This is a genomic window from Lysinibacillus sp. FSL K6-1151 (assembly GCF_038630755.1).
Taxonomy (GTDB): Bacteria; Bacillota; Bacilli; order Bacillales_A; family Planococcaceae; genus Lysinibacillus; species Lysinibacillus fusiformis_D.
The window spans coordinates 1,495,114-1,509,920 of the sequence record NZ_CP152040.1; the positions used below are offsets into that span (position 1 = coordinate 1,495,114).

General features: G+C 38.4%; 16 protein-coding genes. All 16 read left to right on the forward strand.

Going from position 1 to position 14,807, the window contains the following annotated elements:
- Positions 1–16: 16 nt before the first annotated feature.
- The 16 genes from MHI04_RS07070 to MHI04_RS07145 all read left to right on the forward strand — a co-directional run bounded on the left by MHI04_RS07070 (position 17) and on the right by MHI04_RS07145 (position 14,692).
- Positions 17–676, forward strand: a complete 660-nt coding sequence (locus MHI04_RS07070; RefSeq protein WP_058844239.1) for a flagellar brake domain-containing protein — start codon at positions 17–19, stop codon at positions 674–676.
- A gap of 96 nt (positions 677–772) precedes the next feature.
- The gene (cmk, locus tag MHI04_RS07075) at positions 773–1,447 is read left to right on the forward strand and encodes a (d)CMP kinase (RefSeq protein WP_036126782.1); all 675 of its coding nucleotides are present in this window, start codon (positions 773–775) and stop codon (positions 1,445–1,447) included.
- Between the two features lie 102 nt (positions 1,448–1,549).
- A complete protein-coding gene (gene rpsA / locus MHI04_RS07080) occupies positions 1,550–2,686 on the forward strand; it encodes a 30S ribosomal protein S1 (protein WP_058844241.1) in 1,137 nt (378 codons plus the stop codon).
- 810 nt (positions 2,687–3,496) lie between these two features.
- Positions 3,497–4,807, forward strand: coding sequence for a ribosome biogenesis GTPase Der (der, locus tag MHI04_RS07085; protein ID WP_036126778.1), 1,311 nt, complete (start codon positions 3,497–3,499; stop codon positions 4,805–4,807).
- Positions 4,808–4,915: 108 nt separating this feature from the next.
- Positions 4,916–5,932: an NAD(P)H-dependent glycerol-3-phosphate dehydrogenase gene (locus MHI04_RS07090; RefSeq protein WP_058844243.1), complete on the forward strand. Its 1,017-nt coding sequence runs from the start codon at positions 4,916–4,918 to the stop codon at positions 5,930–5,932.
- 224 nt (positions 5,933–6,156) lie between these two features.
- Entirely contained in the window at positions 6,157–6,369 is a 213-nt protein-coding gene (locus MHI04_RS07095) for a DUF2768 domain-containing protein (RefSeq protein WP_008180416.1), read from the forward strand.
- Between the two features lie 24 nt (positions 6,370–6,393).
- Complete coding sequence (locus tag MHI04_RS07100) at positions 6,394–7,176, forward strand: hypothetical protein (RefSeq protein ID WP_058844244.1); 783 nt, start codon at positions 6,394–6,396, stop codon at positions 7,174–7,176.
- Between the two features lie 93 nt (positions 7,177–7,269).
- Positions 7,270–8,748, forward strand: coding sequence for a stage IV sporulation protein A (gene spoIVA / locus MHI04_RS07105; protein WP_036126772.1), 1,479 nt, complete (start codon positions 7,270–7,272; stop codon positions 8,746–8,748).
- A 199-nt stretch (positions 8,749–8,947) separates the two neighbouring features.
- A complete protein-coding gene (locus MHI04_RS07110) occupies positions 8,948–9,220 on the forward strand; it encodes an HU family DNA-binding protein (protein WP_004232618.1) in 273 nt (90 codons plus the stop codon).
- Positions 9,221–9,443: 223 nt separating this feature from the next.
- Complete coding sequence (gene folE / locus MHI04_RS07115) at positions 9,444–10,013, forward strand: GTP cyclohydrolase I FolE (RefSeq protein WP_036126769.1); 570 nt, start codon at positions 9,444–9,446, stop codon at positions 10,011–10,013.
- Positions 10,014–10,075: 62 nt separating this feature from the next.
- Positions 10,076–10,294: a trp RNA-binding attenuation protein MtrB gene (mtrB, locus tag MHI04_RS07120; protein ID WP_004232621.1), complete on the forward strand. Its 219-nt coding sequence runs from the start codon at positions 10,076–10,078 to the stop codon at positions 10,292–10,294.
- 260 nt (positions 10,295–10,554) lie between these two features.
- Positions 10,555–11,322, forward strand: coding sequence for a heptaprenyl diphosphate synthase component 1 (locus tag MHI04_RS07125; protein WP_036126766.1), 768 nt, complete (start codon positions 10,555–10,557; stop codon positions 11,320–11,322).
- Positions 11,323–11,337: 15 nt separating this feature from the next.
- Positions 11,338–12,042 carry a demethylmenaquinone methyltransferase gene (locus tag MHI04_RS07130; RefSeq protein WP_036126763.1) on the forward strand — a complete coding sequence of 235 codons (705 nt, stop codon included), beginning with the start codon at positions 11,338–11,340 and terminating at the stop codon, positions 12,040–12,042.
- Positions 12,043–12,061: 19 nt separating this feature from the next.
- Positions 12,062–13,036, forward strand: a complete 975-nt coding sequence (hepT, locus tag MHI04_RS07135; protein WP_058844245.1) for a heptaprenyl diphosphate synthase component II — start codon at positions 12,062–12,064, stop codon at positions 13,034–13,036.
- An 86-nt stretch (positions 13,037–13,122) separates the two neighbouring features.
- Positions 13,123–13,539: a nucleoside-diphosphate kinase gene (ndk, locus tag MHI04_RS07140; protein ID WP_141904065.1), complete on the forward strand. Its 417-nt coding sequence runs from the start codon at positions 13,123–13,125 to the stop codon at positions 13,537–13,539.
- Between the two features lie 115 nt (positions 13,540–13,654).
- Positions 13,655–14,692 (forward strand): site-specific integrase, encoded by a 1,038-nt coding sequence (locus MHI04_RS07145; protein WP_342535452.1) that lies wholly within the window; start codon positions 13,655–13,657, stop codon positions 14,690–14,692.
- The last annotated feature ends 115 nt before the right edge of the window (positions 14,693–14,807 follow it).

Below are 14,807 nucleotides of genomic sequence, written 5' to 3' on the forward strand. Positions count from 1 at the left end.
GTACGGGGAGATGCTCATGGAAATAAAAATTGGTACACAATTACAACTTGAACCTACTTATACCGAGCGTGTGGAGAAATTCCAATGTAAAGTGGTAGAGCAGCAAGACAATATTCTTTATATCGACTATCCAGTTAATACGGCAACGAAGAAAACGGCGTTTTTAATAGATGGCTCAGAATTTAGAGCGACTTTTCGAACCGAAGATAAACATTCCTTTGCTTTTAAAACAGAGGTCATTGGTCGTAAAGCAGGTAATATACCGATGATTATGTTGCATTGTCCAAAGCCGGAGGAATTTATAAAAATTCAACGACGAGAATATGTCCGAGTGGAAACACCAGTGGATGTAGCGGTCCAATTCAAGGATCACAAATATCAACTTGTGTCAGCAGATATTAGCGCAGGAGGCTTGGCAATCATCTTGAAGGGAACAGTAGCTTTCAAAGATGATGATGAGGTAAAATTAACGATCGCATTGCCGTTTACTAATGGAGAAGTCAAATACGTTATTACAGAAGCTACCGTCGTGCGCATTTTTGAAAAAGAGGGTAAACGCATTGCGACAATCCAGCTAACGGATACAGATGACGTCGACCAACAGCATATTGTGCGTTTTTGCTTTGAGCGTCAATTAGTCAATCGTCGTAAGGAATTGAATCCATTTAATGTTTAATGTTCATGATGAATATTTTTATTTAGCCCTCTCCTAGCAGAGGGCTTTTTTTAGGTTATATGGTACAATAAAAAGCGATAGAAAGTAGGGAAGAATATGAAAAAAAACATTCAAATTGCGATAGACGGACCGGCTGGTGCTGGTAAAAGTACAATCGCGAAAATTGTTGCAGAAGCACTTGGATTTACTTATATTGACACAGGTGCAATGTATCGAGCAGTTACGTATAAAGCGATGCAACAAAACATACATTTAAATGATGAAGCAAAATTAGCAGAGATGCTAGCGGCTAGCACAATCGAATTGAAACCATCCCAACAAGGACAGCTAGTCTTTTTAGATGGTCACGATGTGACAGCGGAAATACGCTCAAATGAAGTCACTTCATCCGTTTCTCAAGTTGCTGCCCATGCGAAAGTTCGTGAGCTATTGGTTGCGCAACAGCAAAAGCTGGCAGCTAATGGTGGAGTGGTCATGGATGGTCGTGATATTGCGACACATGTATTAAAACATGCAGAGCTCAAGATTTTTATGTCTGCAACAGTAGAAGAACGTGCTAGACGTCGATTGATTGATAATCAAAAAAGAGGAATTGACTCCTCTCTTGAAAAGCTTCAAGAAGAAATTGCGCTCCGTGATAAAAAAGATAGTGAGCGTGAAGCATCGCCACTGATTCAAGCGGAAGATGCCCTATTTTTAGATACGACAGCATTATCCATTGATGATGCAGCACAAGCTATTTTAAAATTAGCAGAAGAAAAAATGCTATAAATCCTAAAATTTCAGACATTTTTAGAATTTAAAGGATTTATTTTTGTCTTTGTCTTCAATATCGAATAAAATAGTAAGGGAAGATGCGAAGGAGGGTTACATATGTCTGAAGAAATGAACTATGCAGAACAAACGTTTAACGAAGGTGATATCGTCAAAGGTATTGCAGCGCAAGTTGATGAAAAGGCAGTATCTGTGTCAATTCCAGGTGCACCGTTTGATGGAATTGTACCGATTAGTGAATTATCAAGCTTACACATTGAGAAAGCTTCTGATGTCATCTCTGTAGGGGATGAATTAGAGTTGATGATTACAAAGGTTGAAGAAGAGAACTTTGTCTTATCAAAACGTAAAGTTGATGCTTTAAAAGCATGGGATACACTTGAGCAGCAATTTGCCGCAGAGGAAATTTTCGAAGCGGAAGTAAAGGATATTGTTAAAGGTGGTCTTGTCGTAGATTTAGGTGTACGTGGCTTTGTACCAGCATCCCTTGTAGAAGACTACTTTGTTGATGATTTTGAAGGCTATAAAGGCAAAACATTAAGCTTCAAAATTGTTGAGCTGGATAAGGACAAAAATCGCCTTATCTTATCACACCGTGCAGTAGTAGAAGCGGAAAAAGCTTCTCAAAAGAAAAATGTCATCAATCAAATTAAAGCTGGCGAGGTATTAGATGGTAAAGTACAGCGTTTAGCATCATTTGGCGCATTTATCGACCTTGGCGGTATTGATGGCCTTGTACACATTTCACAAGTGTCACATGAGCATGTGAATGATGTGAGCGAGGTTTTAGCTGAAGGACAAGACGTCAAAGTAAAAGTTCTGTCAGTGGACCCAGAAAATGAACGTATTTCATTATCCATCAAAGAAACGATGCCAGGACCTTGGTCAAGTATCGAAGAACGTGCAGCGAAAGGCACTATTTTAGATGGTCGAGTGAAGCGTCTTACTTCATTTGGTGCATTTGTGGAAGTATTCCCAGGTGTGGAAGGCTTAGTGCATATTTCACAAATCGCACATAAGCATATTAACACGCCACATGAAGCGTTAAAAGAGGGACAAGAAGTACAAGTAAAAGTGCTTGATGTCAATGCTGAAGAAGGCCGCTTAGCGCTAAGCATTAAAGAATTACTGGAAAATCCCGAAGCAGAAGAAGTGATCGACTATGAATTACCTGAAGAAAACACAGGTTTCTCATTTGGCGATGTGATTGGCGATCAACTAAAAAACTTTAAATAATAATGTATGGAGCGAGGATGCATAAAGGTATCCTCGCTTTTTTATGTTGACGATGCAGATAGAATTCTCAAATCGAAGACTAGCATATAAAGTGGTGGATAAAAACTTCAGATAGAAGGATAGAACTTATAAAGAGGTGGATAGAATCTTTAAATGGAAGGATAGAACAGAAAAAGCGGTGGATAGAACCCTCGAATCAAAGGCTAGTACATAAAGTGATGGATAGAATTTTCAAATCGAGGGATAGAATTGAAAAAGCAGTGGATAGAATCCTCAAATCGAAGGCTAACTCATAAAGTGGCGGATAAAAACTTCAAATTGAAGGATAGAACAGAAAAAGTGTTGGATAGAATCTTTAAATGGAAGGATAGAACAGAAAAAGCGGTGGATAGAAACCTCGAATCGAAGGCTAGCACATAAAGTGGTGGATAAAAACTTCAGATAGAAGGATAGAACTTATAAAGAGGTGGATAGAATCTTTAAATGGAAGGATAGAACAGAAAAAGCGATGGATAGAACCCTCGAATCGAGGGCTAGCACATAAAGCGATGGATAGAATCCTTAAATCGAAGGATAGAACAGAAAAAGCGTAGGATAGAACCCTCGAATCGAAGGCTAATGCTTAAAGCGTAGGATAGAATCTTCAAATCGAAGGATAAAACTCAAAAATCAGAGGATAGAATCAAATAAAATTAATCAAACGTCTCGTTATTGCCATACATAGCGTTCTACATTATGGATATGATATGATATAATGGCATTTTTCGTGTATAATAGCGAAAGACAAGAAGTTGGAAGGATGAAGTACAGATGACGAAACCAGTAGTAGCCATCGTAGGTCGTCCGAACGTAGGTAAGTCGACGATTTTTAATCGTATCGTTGGAGAGCGTGTTTCGATTGTGGAGGATATCCCAGGCGTAACGCGTGATCGTATTTATAGTTCGGCAGAGTGGTTAACACACGATTTTAATATTATTGATACAGGTGGGATTGAAATTGGAGACGAGCCGTTTTTAGAGCAAATTCGTCAACAAGCTGAAATCGCCATTGATGAAGCGGACGTTATTATTTTTATGACTAATGGTCGTGAAGGGGTAACGGCAGCAGATGAGCAAGTTGCTAAAATTTTATACAAAACAAAAAAACCAGTCGTATTAGCAGTCAATAAAATTGATAATCCTGATATGCGTGAAATGATTTATGATTTTTATGCACTTGGCTTCGGAGAGCCTTGGCCGATTTCTGGTTCGCATGGCTTAGGTTTAGGGGATTTATTAGACGAATGTGCAAAGCATTTCCCGAAAGAAGATGAAGAACAATATGGAGATGATGTGATTAAATTCTCTTTAATTGGTCGTCCGAATGTTGGGAAATCTTCATTAGTAAATGCTTTCTTAGGGCAAGAACGCGTTATCGTTAGTAATATTGCGGGGACAACACGTGATGCTATTGATACGCCATATGAGTATGACGATCAGGAATATGTCATTATTGATACAGCCGGCATGCGTAAAAAAGGGAAAATCTATGAAACCACTGAGAAATACTCGGTTTTACGTGCGCTACGTGCCATTGAACGCTCAGACGTTGTTTTAGTGGTAATGAATGCAGAAGAGGGTATTCAGGAGCAGGATAAAAAAATTGCTGGCTATGCACATGAAGCTGGAAAAGCTGTTGTGATCGTAGTGAATAAATGGGATGCCATTGAAAAAGACGAAAAAACGATGAATGTCTTTACACAGCAAATTCGTGAGCATTTCCTATTTTTAGATTATGCCCCGATTATTTTTGTATCGGCTAATACAAAGCAGCGTGTGCATCAAATTTTACCGATTATTCAACGTGTAAGTGAAAATCATGCGATGCGTATTCAGTCTTCTATCTTAAATGAAGTGATTGAGGATTCCGTGGCACGTAATCCTGCGCCGACGGATAAAGGTCGTCGTTTACGTATTTACTATGCTACTCAGGTTGCGATTAAGCCACCGACATTTGTTGTGTTCGTGAATGAGCCTGAGCTGATGCATTTTTCATACGAACGTTTCTTAGAAAATCGAATTCGTGAAACATTTGACTTTGAAGGAACACCAATTCGTTTAATTACACGTGCTCGTGCTTAAGGTACTAGCTATACACATACAATACGCCAACCCGACATATTTGTTGGGTGGCGTCTTTTTACAAGAACAGAAATTATTATAGACAACCCAACAAAGGGAGGATTTTTTATGGAAAAAGTTTGTGTGTTAGGGGCAGGCTCATGGGGTACTGCACTGGCGATGGTACTAGCGGAAAATGGACATGATACGCTTGTATGGACACATAGAGCTAATCAGGCAGAAGAAATCAACCATCTGCATACGAATAAAAAATATTTACCAGAGACCGTTCTGCCTGCAAATTTACATGCGACGAGTGATATAGCAATGGCAGCTACGCATGCAGAGACTATTGTTGTGGCTGTTCCTACGAAAGCTATTCGAGAAGTTTGTGAGAAATTAACGGCTAAACTAGCTAGAAAAGTGTTATTTGTCCATGTTTCTAAAGGGATTGAGCCAGATTCATTAAAACGAATTTCTGAAATTTTAGCGGAAAGTTTGCCAGCTGAAAATGTGGAAGAAATTGTCGTTCTTTCCGGACCAAGTCATGCCGAGGAAGTTGTGCTGCACCACCCGACAACGGTTACTGCTGCTTGTGCTAACATAGACGCTGCTGAAAAAGTTCAGGATTTATTTATGAATCAATTTTTCCGTGTTTACACAAACGATGATGTGATCGGTGTAGAAATTGGTGGGGCACTGAAAAATGTCATTGCATTAGCTGCAGGTATTACAGATGGCTTGAATTATGGTGATAACGCGAAAGCAGCACTTATTACACGAGGACTTGCGGAGATTACACGTTTAGGTGTAAAAATGGGCGGTAATCCATTTACCTTCTCAGGGCTTACAGGCATGGGAGATTTAATTGTAACCTGTACAAGCGTTCACTCCCGAAACTGGCGAGCTGGGAATATGCTAGGGCAAGGGATGAAGCTACAAGAAGTGTTAGATCAAATGGGCATGGTTGTAGAAGGTGTACGTACCACAAAGGCAGCCTATCAATTAGCAGAAAAGTATGGTGTGGCTATGCCGATTTCCACAGAGCTTTATAGTGTTCTATTTAATGATGTTGAACCGAAAGTGGCGGTTGACGCATTAATGATGCGTATGAAAAAACGAGAAATAGATGATATGAAGCATTAATATTAATTTTTTGATTAAATCTGTCATAAAACGGACATAAATAAGGTGTCTCAACGAATCTGTTGAGACGCCTTATTGTGTGCTATTAGTTGAATAGTGCAAGCACTGTAAAAGAGTTGTCCATTTCTTGATAGTTATGGGACAACTATTTCTTTTTAGCGAAGGCACATAGTATAATATACTTTGATTGTTTCTTGACATTGAACGAAAGGTGGTTATTTGAAATGGGCCCGTTAGCTCATATGCCTGCACTGGATGTAATGTGGGTGTCGTTTTATTGTATAGGCTTTATGATAATATCAGTCGGCTTAATTTATTTAGCTCGGAATAAGATTTCAAATGTATTTTTACGAACAATCGTAAATTTATGTGCATACATACTGTTTGGACTTGGCACATTTTTAATGGTACTAATAGTTGCCACATGGCCAGCATAAAAAATTAATGAGGTGTTCAGTAACATGAAAAAACTAAGTGCTTTTCTGTTGGTATTTGCAACTGCCATACTGTTAGTAGGGTGTGCGTACCCAGAAGACGAAAAAAGGGCAAAGGTCACGCCTGATGTCGACCAGCTAGCTGCAGTTCAACGTGCCGTGAATGAATACCGCGAAGCAACTGGTGGGCTAGTACCAATTAAAAATAGTGAACTTGATACAGACATTTATATCAAATACTTAATCGACTTTGAAAAGCTTATGCCGAAGTATTTGACGACAATTCCTGGTAATGCCTATGAAAAAGGCGGTATATATCAATATATTATTTGGGATCCTGAAGATCAAGCGACGGTCAAATTAGTAGATTTAAATGCGGCTGAGCGTATACGTGAAATAGGTATTCGTAAACTATCTACACAGTATTTGCCAATCAAAGGTTCAATGTCCGATAATGTTTATCAAATTAATTATAAAGATTTGGGCTATAAAACAGATGTGACAGTGAAAAGTCCTTATTCTGGCGTCGAATTACCGCTCTTTATGACAGGTGACGGTGAATTGCATGTGGATTATTCTGTGGATTTAGGACAACTTTTAAAAGAAGACAAGCCTGATGTCAAACCTGGTGATGATATTCGTCAGTTACTTGTCGACAAATATCCTGTAGTGCCTGCTTATTCTGTTCCCTATACAGTGGATGATAATGGTGAGCCAATTTATGATATGGAAACGTATAGTGTAGATGTCCAAAAGGCGAAAGAACGACAAAAACAAGAGGCAGAAGCCGCTGAGAAAAAAGAAGAATAAGAAACAAAGCTCCTTACATTTGTGAGGGGCTTTTTCATATTTGTCTACAAGCTTGCATATAGTGAAAAAGCGTAGATAAAGGAGGCAGAAACCTTGAGTGAAGCAGTATTTAGAGAAATTGCAGAGCGCACAAATGGCGATGTTTATATTGGTGTTGTCGGTCCAGTACGTGTAGGTAAATCAACATTTGTAAAAAAGGTAATGGAATCAGTCGTGTTACCAAATATTGTGGATGAAACAGAAAGAATGCGAGCACAAGATGAGTTGCCACAAAGTTCTCCGGGGCCTGTCATTATGACTGCTGAGCCGAAGTTTGTGCCTGCTCAAGCAACCCGTATTGTGGTCGGCGAAGATGAGATGCCATTCCAAATTCGTTTAGCAGATTGTGTTGGTTATATTATTGATGGGACAAAGGGCTATGAAGATGAAAATGGTCCTAAATATGTTCATACGCCTTGGCATACAGAGCCAATTCCATTTCAGGAAGCCGCTAAAATTGGCACAGATAAGGTGATTCGTGACCATGCGAATATCGGTATTGTTGTTACGACTGATGGTACCGTTAACGGAATCAGTCGCCGTGCCGCAGAGAAGGCAGAAGAGGAAATTGTTGAACAGTTAAAAGAAATCGGCAAGCCTTTTGTCATCCTTCTGAATTGCCAAATGCCAGCGAGAGAGGAAACGGTTCAGCTTCGCAATGAATTGTTTGAACGTTACAATGTGCCTGTTATTGCCATGGCGATTGACCAAATGAGGGAAACGGATATTCAATATATTTTACAAGAGGCGTTATTTGAGTTTCCTATCCGTACAATTGAAGTGGAAAAACCAGATTGGCTGGACGTTTTAGATGCTACACACCCATTAAATGTTGCCTTGATTGATTCCATGGAGGAAGTACTCTCTTCTGTAATGAAAATTCGGGATGTGCAACAGGCGTCAGATGCCTTTAAAGCCATTGATTTTATCGATCAAAGTGAAGTCGTTCATGTAGATGCTGGTGTGGGAACGGCGGTAATTCGTGTATCCCTACAGGGCGAATTGTACAAATCGGTTTGTAATGAATGGCTAGAAGAGCCGATTGAAACGAAAAAGGATTGGCTGCTCTTTATTAAAGAGGCGGCAGAGGCAAAAGAAGCTCAAAAACGCTTCAAAAGTGCGATTCATGATGCTGATACGTCAGGTTATGGTGTGACATTGCCGATGATGCAAGAATTTGAGCCAACAGCACCAGAGCTCATTAAGCAAAATAATTTCTTTGGTGTACGAATGAAAGCAAAGGCGCCATCTTACCATATTATCCGTGTAGATATGGAATCTGAGTTTGCACCGTTAATCGGTTCGGAATTCCATAGTCAGCAACTGCTAAAAGATTTAAATCATGCTTATTTACATGATCGTGATGCATTATGGAATACACAGCTTTTTGGAACGCCACTACACGAAGTATTAAAAGAAGGAATACGCTACAAAATGGATGCAGTTCCATCTACTGCTAAAAAACGTATGCGTCAAACGATTGAACGTATGGTCAACGAAGGTGATCGAGGTTTAGTGACATTTATTTTATAGTGATAAAAATCAAAAAAAAGTACGAAAAATAGGTGAAGGGCTTTTCGTTTTTATGCGAAAAGTCCTTTTATTTTTGTTTTTTGGGTGAAAAACTGATTTTTTGGTTATAATCATGTATGAATACAGTTGCGTAGCGGTTTTCTATGTGTTACTCTTTTTACAGAATTGGTTCATGACCCTTTGAGAGGAGGTGAATGGTGTGAATAAAACAGAATTAGTAAACTCTGTTGCTGAAGCTGCAGGTCTTTCTAAAAAAGACGCTTCTAAAGCAGTTGAAGCTGTATTTGATACAATTCAAGATGCTCTTGCAAAGGGTGACAAAGTACAATTAATTGGTTTTGGTAACTTTGAAGTACGTGAACGTGCGGCTCGTAAAGGTCGTAACCCACAAACTGGTAAAGAAATCGAAATCGCTGCTAGCAAGGTGCCTGCTTTCAAACCAGGTAAAGCGCTTAAAGACGCGGTAAAATAATACACGTCTAGTAGTTACATAGAGCAGTCTTCATGTTAACGAACATGAAGGCTGCTCTTTTTGTTAACGTTAAAATTCATTTTACATAACATTAATACGGGAATTTGCTGAGCTAGAAATGAATTTCTAATGAATCAGGTAAGTCATTTTGCGCTTCCCTTTTGGATATGCTACGATGCATAGGGAAATGTGTAATGTTTTGATACGCAGGAGGTTTTTTCGAATGTCGAATATAGATTTATTGAAAATAGAAGAAGCAGTAAAAATGATATTAGAAGCAGTAGGTGAAGATGTAAACCGCGAAGGTTTATTGGATACACCAAAACGTGTAGCAAAAATGTATGCTGAGATGTTTAGCGGCTTGCATGAGGATGCAAAAGATTATTTTAAAACGGTGTTTCATGAGGATCATGAAGAATTAGTGCTTGTCAAAGATATTCCTTTTTATTCGATGTGTGAGCATCATCTAGTACCTTTCTATGGCAAAGCACATGTCGCATACATACCAAATGACGGCGTTGTAGCTGGCCTTAGTAAACTTGGACGAGCAGTGGAAACGATTGCCCGCAGACCGCAATTGCAAGAGCGTATTACCTCTTCAGTAGCGGAAACAATTATGGAGATGCTTGCACCAAAAGGCGTTTATGTGGTCATTGAGGCTGAGCATATGTGCATGACAATGCGAGGACTAAAAAAACCGGGTTCCAAAACGGTAACATCTGTTGCTCGTGGTATTTACGAAGAAGATGAAGTGAAACGAAGAGAAGTACTGTCATTTATTCAAATGTCTTAAATTGCATGTCTAATTATGTTATGATGTACTAAGAATTTGTCGGATTTAAGGAGTGTACAAAGATGTCACAAGATTATATTGTTATTCAAGCAGAAGAAGATGGTGTCCATGTCATTGGTTTAACTCGTGGAACAGATACAAAATTCCATCATTCAGAAAAGCTAGATGCCGGCGAAGTAATGATTGCTCAGTTTACAGAACACACATCTGCCATGAAAATACGTGGTAAAGCACAAATTCATACAGCACATGGTGTGATCAATAGCGAAGCAAAAAAATAATAAAGAGTTCTTTCGATAGGTTTTGCCCTGTTTTAAGTATGACAGGCACATAGAAAAACAATCATTGTGAAAAACTGAGTAAGAGGTTTCTGGGCAGTTAGTATTCCCGCATCAAATAATGGGAATGCTTTACTGCCTGTCCTATGAAGAAAGCAAATTTTTTTTATTCCACATCGTTGCATATGCTATAATGACTCAGTAAGCAAGCGTTAAGTCTTAGATAGGACTAGCGTATCTGAAAGTGAAATGGAGTAAGGTCTATGAATGCAACATACATTCAAAATTCAATTGCACAGTTAAAAACAGAGATTTTCATGGATGTTCGTCATAGAACTTTGCAAAAATACACAGGAGTTCCTGTGATAGATGAAAATCAATTGTTTTATTTGTTAATCCCTTTTTTGAATGGTGAAGAGTGGCAACAAGAGCAACAAGAGGCTGCAATTACTGTTGGCATTGTATACGCAGCATTAGCGGCTCACGATCATATAAAAGAAATAGATGCAACATCAAAAGAACAGCAGCTTACCGTTTTAGCTGGAGATTTTTATAGTGGTCGTTATTATGAAATATTAGCGATGTCAGGAAATGTCGCATTGATCCGAAATTTGTCACAAGGTATAGTGGCTCGTTGTGAACACCAGATTAAAGTGTATGAAGCAGAGCAACGAACAATCGAGCAATGGTATGCGTCGTTGTGTAATATTGAAGCGGGATTAATTGCTCAATTTTTCGGTCTTTATTCTTTCAGTGACTATATACCGCTTATAGAAAAAAGCTTATTAATCTTGCGTTTAGAAAGAGAATGGGCGGCTTATCAGCGTGGGCAAATGTCTTTAATGGGTAAGGCACTTGAAGCAAGTGTCAGACAAAATGGCGCAACCTTTAATAGCGTCATCCAGGAAAAAATTGTGCATTTAAAAACAGAGCTATCACAGATCATCAATCATTCAACTTTTTTACAAAGTGATATCAAACAAGCTTTACATGCACACGTAGAGGCATCCATTGCTTCTACTAACGGATAAGAGAGGTTTTTCAAAATGGCTAAAACGAAAGAAGAACACGTTCACGAAGTATTTGAGAGTATTTCGGACAACTACGACAAAATGAATGGTGTAATTAGTTTCCAGATGCATGTTGGCTGGCGTAACGATACGATGAAGCATATGGCTGTAAAACCTGGAACAAAAGCGCTGGATGTATGCTGTGGCACGGCAGACTGGACAATCGCTTTGGCAGAAGCAGTAGGTGAAAGTGGAGAAGTTAAAGGTCTCGACTTTAGTCAAAACATGCTGAAAGTTGGCGAACAAAAGGTGCAGTCATACCCGCAAATAGAACTAATTCATGGAAACGCGATGGAGTTACCTTTTCCAGATGATACGTTTGATTATGTGACGATTGGCTTTGGTCTTCGCAATGTACCTGATTATTTACAAGTCTTGAAGGAAATGCATCGTGTCGTAAAACCAGGTGGTATGGTGGTATGTTTAGAAACATCTCAATCTGAAATTCCTGGTTATCGTCAACTGTTCCGTTTTTATTTTAAATATATAATGCCGATATTTGGTAAAATATTTGCGAAAAGCTATAAGGAATATTCTTGGCTTCAGGAATCTGCGAATGATTTCCCAGGTATGAAGAAGTTAGCGGCATTGTTTGAGCAGGCAGGATTAGAAAAAGTAACGTACAAAGCATACAGTGGCGGGGCTGCGGCAATGCATATGGGCTTTAAAAAGGTACGTTAATGGGGGAAGGTTTTCACACGTGGAAAAGATGAAGTTAAAACTACTCTATTCCGATTTGAAATCAGATATCGATATCATTGAACGAGAGTTAGAAAAAGCGGTGGACTCGTCTTCATATTTGATCAACGATGCTTCTCTCCATTTATTACAAGCTGGTGGCAAACGGATACGACCAATTTTTGTGTTACTAGGTGCAAAATTTGGCGATTATGACATTGAGAAGATGAAGGATGTAGCAGTGCCTTTAGAACTCATTCATATGGCATCACTTGTGCATGATGATGTCATTGATGATTCCAATATGCGAAGAGGACGCCCGACTGTCAAATCACAATGGAATAACAGAGTAGCAATGTACACGGGCGATTTTATTTTTGCACGTGCACTAGAATATATTACAAAGCTGGAAGACCCGCTTGTTCATCAAATTTTAGCCCGTACCATGGTAGAGATTTGTAACGGTGAAGTCATTCAAATTGAAGATAAATTTAGATTAGATCAAGGCTTGAAAGATTATTTTAGAAGAATCAAACGCAAAACAGCATTACTTATTTCCTCAAGCTGTGAGCTAGGGGCTGTAGCGGCAGGTGTTGATGCTAAAACAGTGCGACATTTAAAACGCTTCGGCTACTTTGTAGGCATGAGCTTCCAAATTATCGATGATGTGTTAGATATCATGGCAACAGATAAGGAGCTAGGGAAGCCTGCAGGTAGTGATTTATTGCAGGGCAATATTACATTACCGATTCTATTGCTGAAAGATGAGCCAGAGATGCAGCCATACTTAGTCAAAGTATTTGCAGGCACATTAACAGAAACGGAACGTCAAAATATGTTGCAATATGTGCGTAAATCTCATGCAATTGAGCAAGCTAATCGTATGAGTGATAAATATTTGAAAAAGGCCTTACAGGAAATTGATGCTTTACCAAAACATCCCGTAAAGAAAAAACTGCGTGATGTAGCATTGTTCATGGGTAAGCGCAAATTCTAGCTTTTTGTTGTATAAAGGCTCATTTTTTGTTAATATTTATCGGTAGGTGTAAAACCTGTTAGACGAATTTAAGGAGTGTTTTAAACATGGCAATTGAACAAACTTTTTTAATGGTTAAGCCTGACGGCGTTGAACGTCAAGTAATTGGAGACATCGTTGACCGTTTCGAACGTCGCGGTTTTGTAATGAAAGGTGCTAAATTAATGGTAATTCCTAAAGAATTAGCAGAAAAGCACTATGCTGAGCATGCTGAGCGTCCATTCTTTGGTGAATTAGTTGATTTCATCACTTCTGGTCCTGTATTCGCTATGGTATGGGAAGGCGAGAACGTAATCAAGCTTGCTCGTACAATGATGGGTGCAACTAAACCTGAAGAATCTAACCCAGGTACAATCCGTGGTGACTACGCAACAACTGTTTCTCACAACATCATCCACGGTTCTGACTCTCTTGCTTCTGCAGAGCGCGAAATCGCTTTATTCTTCGGTGAAGATTTAGTTTAATTTCGAATCTAAGAAGCGTAGCGAAAATAACTACGGATAGAACTCAATAAAAAAATCATCTATTTTTCCGATGTAACTTTTACCTTCTAACAAAAAATGTTAGGGGGTTTTTTATTTGTCAAAATCATTCAATAAAGTGAACACAAACATTGATTTAAGCTTATTGACTATCAAAACTGAAAAAGAACCAAAGAAAGAAATGGTGACAAAAATCAATAACTCAATAGTTAAAATGGATACGTTTGATGAATTGGACAACAGAAATATAACCATTAAACATGCCATACAAATTTTAAATCAACAATGGCGACTAAATGGATTAAGACCAAGGACAATTGATAGTTACAACTATAATTTTAAGCGATTTGTTGAAGTTACTAAAGTTGAATACCTCCACGAAATCAACAATGAAAAAATTTATCAATATTTATCAAGTTTTAAAAATGCAAAGGACACATCTCTACATGGTCGTTTAAAGCAAATTAAAGCCGTTTTAAGCAAGTGTCACGATAATGGTTGGTATAACTCAAAGTTTTGGACAAACATCAAAATAAAAGTAAATACAAGCGTTAAGGAAGCTACTACGGAAAGAGAACTGGCACTCTTGTTATCACTTTTGGATAAATCAACGTATTCGGGATTACGTGATAGCATAGCGATTTTACTTTTATACAAAACAGGTATTCGGATTAAAACATTGGGAGCTTTAAGAGAACAGAATATTGATTTTGAAAATATGCTTTTGAAGTTACAAGGAGAGATAATGAAATCGCATAGACCATTGATTCTCCCTTTAGATGATGAAATGTGTACTTTATTAAGAGAGCTAATTTCAATAAATGATGATATTAGGAAAGAACATAGAGAAAAGAATGATTATATTTTCCTTTCAAACATAGGCATACCAATTTCAAATACAGTTTCACCGTCCAATTTAATTGCAAAAAATTTATGGGTGTACAGTAAAAAGTGGAATTTAAAGAACGTTAATCCTCATTCAATTAGAAGATTGTACGCTCAAAATTTGGTGAAGCGTGGTGCAGATATAAACTTAGTATCTCATGCCTTAGCACATTCAGATTTATCGACAACAACGAAGTATTTGGGGTTAGATGCAAATACAGTCGCAAAGAATCTACGCGATTTTTTATAGGGAGATAAGCGGATGAAAAAGGGAATTGTAGAAAATAGTAACAGTATGCGTTGAATATCAGCTTAATACAATCCTGAATTTAAATCAGCATCCTTTGAGGAAAATACGGTGCTAC

Excerpts from the sequence above, each read along its gene's own strand:
- MHI04_RS07070 (WP_058844239.1), top strand. The coding sequence starts at position 17 with ATGGAAATAAAAATTGGTACACAATTACAACTTGAACCTACTTATACC.
- cmk (WP_036126782.1), top strand. The coding sequence starts at position 773 with ATGAAAAAAAACATTCAAATTGCGATAGACGGACCGGCTGGTGCTGGT.
- rpsA (WP_058844241.1), top strand. The coding sequence starts at position 1,550 with ATGTCTGAAGAAATGAACTATGCAGAACAAACGTTTAACGAAGGTGAT.
- der (WP_036126778.1), top strand. The coding sequence starts at position 3,497 with ATGACGAAACCAGTAGTAGCCATCGTAGGTCGTCCGAACGTAGGTAAG.
- MHI04_RS07090 (WP_058844243.1), top strand. The coding sequence starts at position 4,916 with ATGGAAAAAGTTTGTGTGTTAGGGGCAGGCTCATGGGGTACTGCACTG.
- MHI04_RS07095 (WP_008180416.1), top strand. The coding sequence starts at position 6,157 with ATGGGCCCGTTAGCTCATATGCCTGCACTGGATGTAATGTGGGTGTCG.
- MHI04_RS07100 (WP_058844244.1), top strand. The coding sequence starts at position 6,394 with ATGAAAAAACTAAGTGCTTTTCTGTTGGTATTTGCAACTGCCATACTG.
- folE (WP_036126769.1), top strand. The coding sequence starts at position 9,444 with ATGTCGAATATAGATTTATTGAAAATAGAAGAAGCAGTAAAAATGATA.
- mtrB (WP_004232621.1), top strand. The coding sequence starts at position 10,076 with ATGTCACAAGATTATATTGTTATTCAAGCAGAAGAAGATGGTGTCCAT.
- MHI04_RS07125 (WP_036126766.1), top strand. The coding sequence starts at position 10,555 with ATGAATGCAACATACATTCAAAATTCAATTGCACAGTTAAAAACAGAG.
- MHI04_RS07130 (WP_036126763.1), top strand. The coding sequence starts at position 11,338 with ATGGCTAAAACGAAAGAAGAACACGTTCACGAAGTATTTGAGAGTATT.
- ndk (WP_141904065.1), top strand. The coding sequence starts at position 13,123 with ATGGCAATTGAACAAACTTTTTTAATGGTTAAGCCTGACGGCGTTGAA.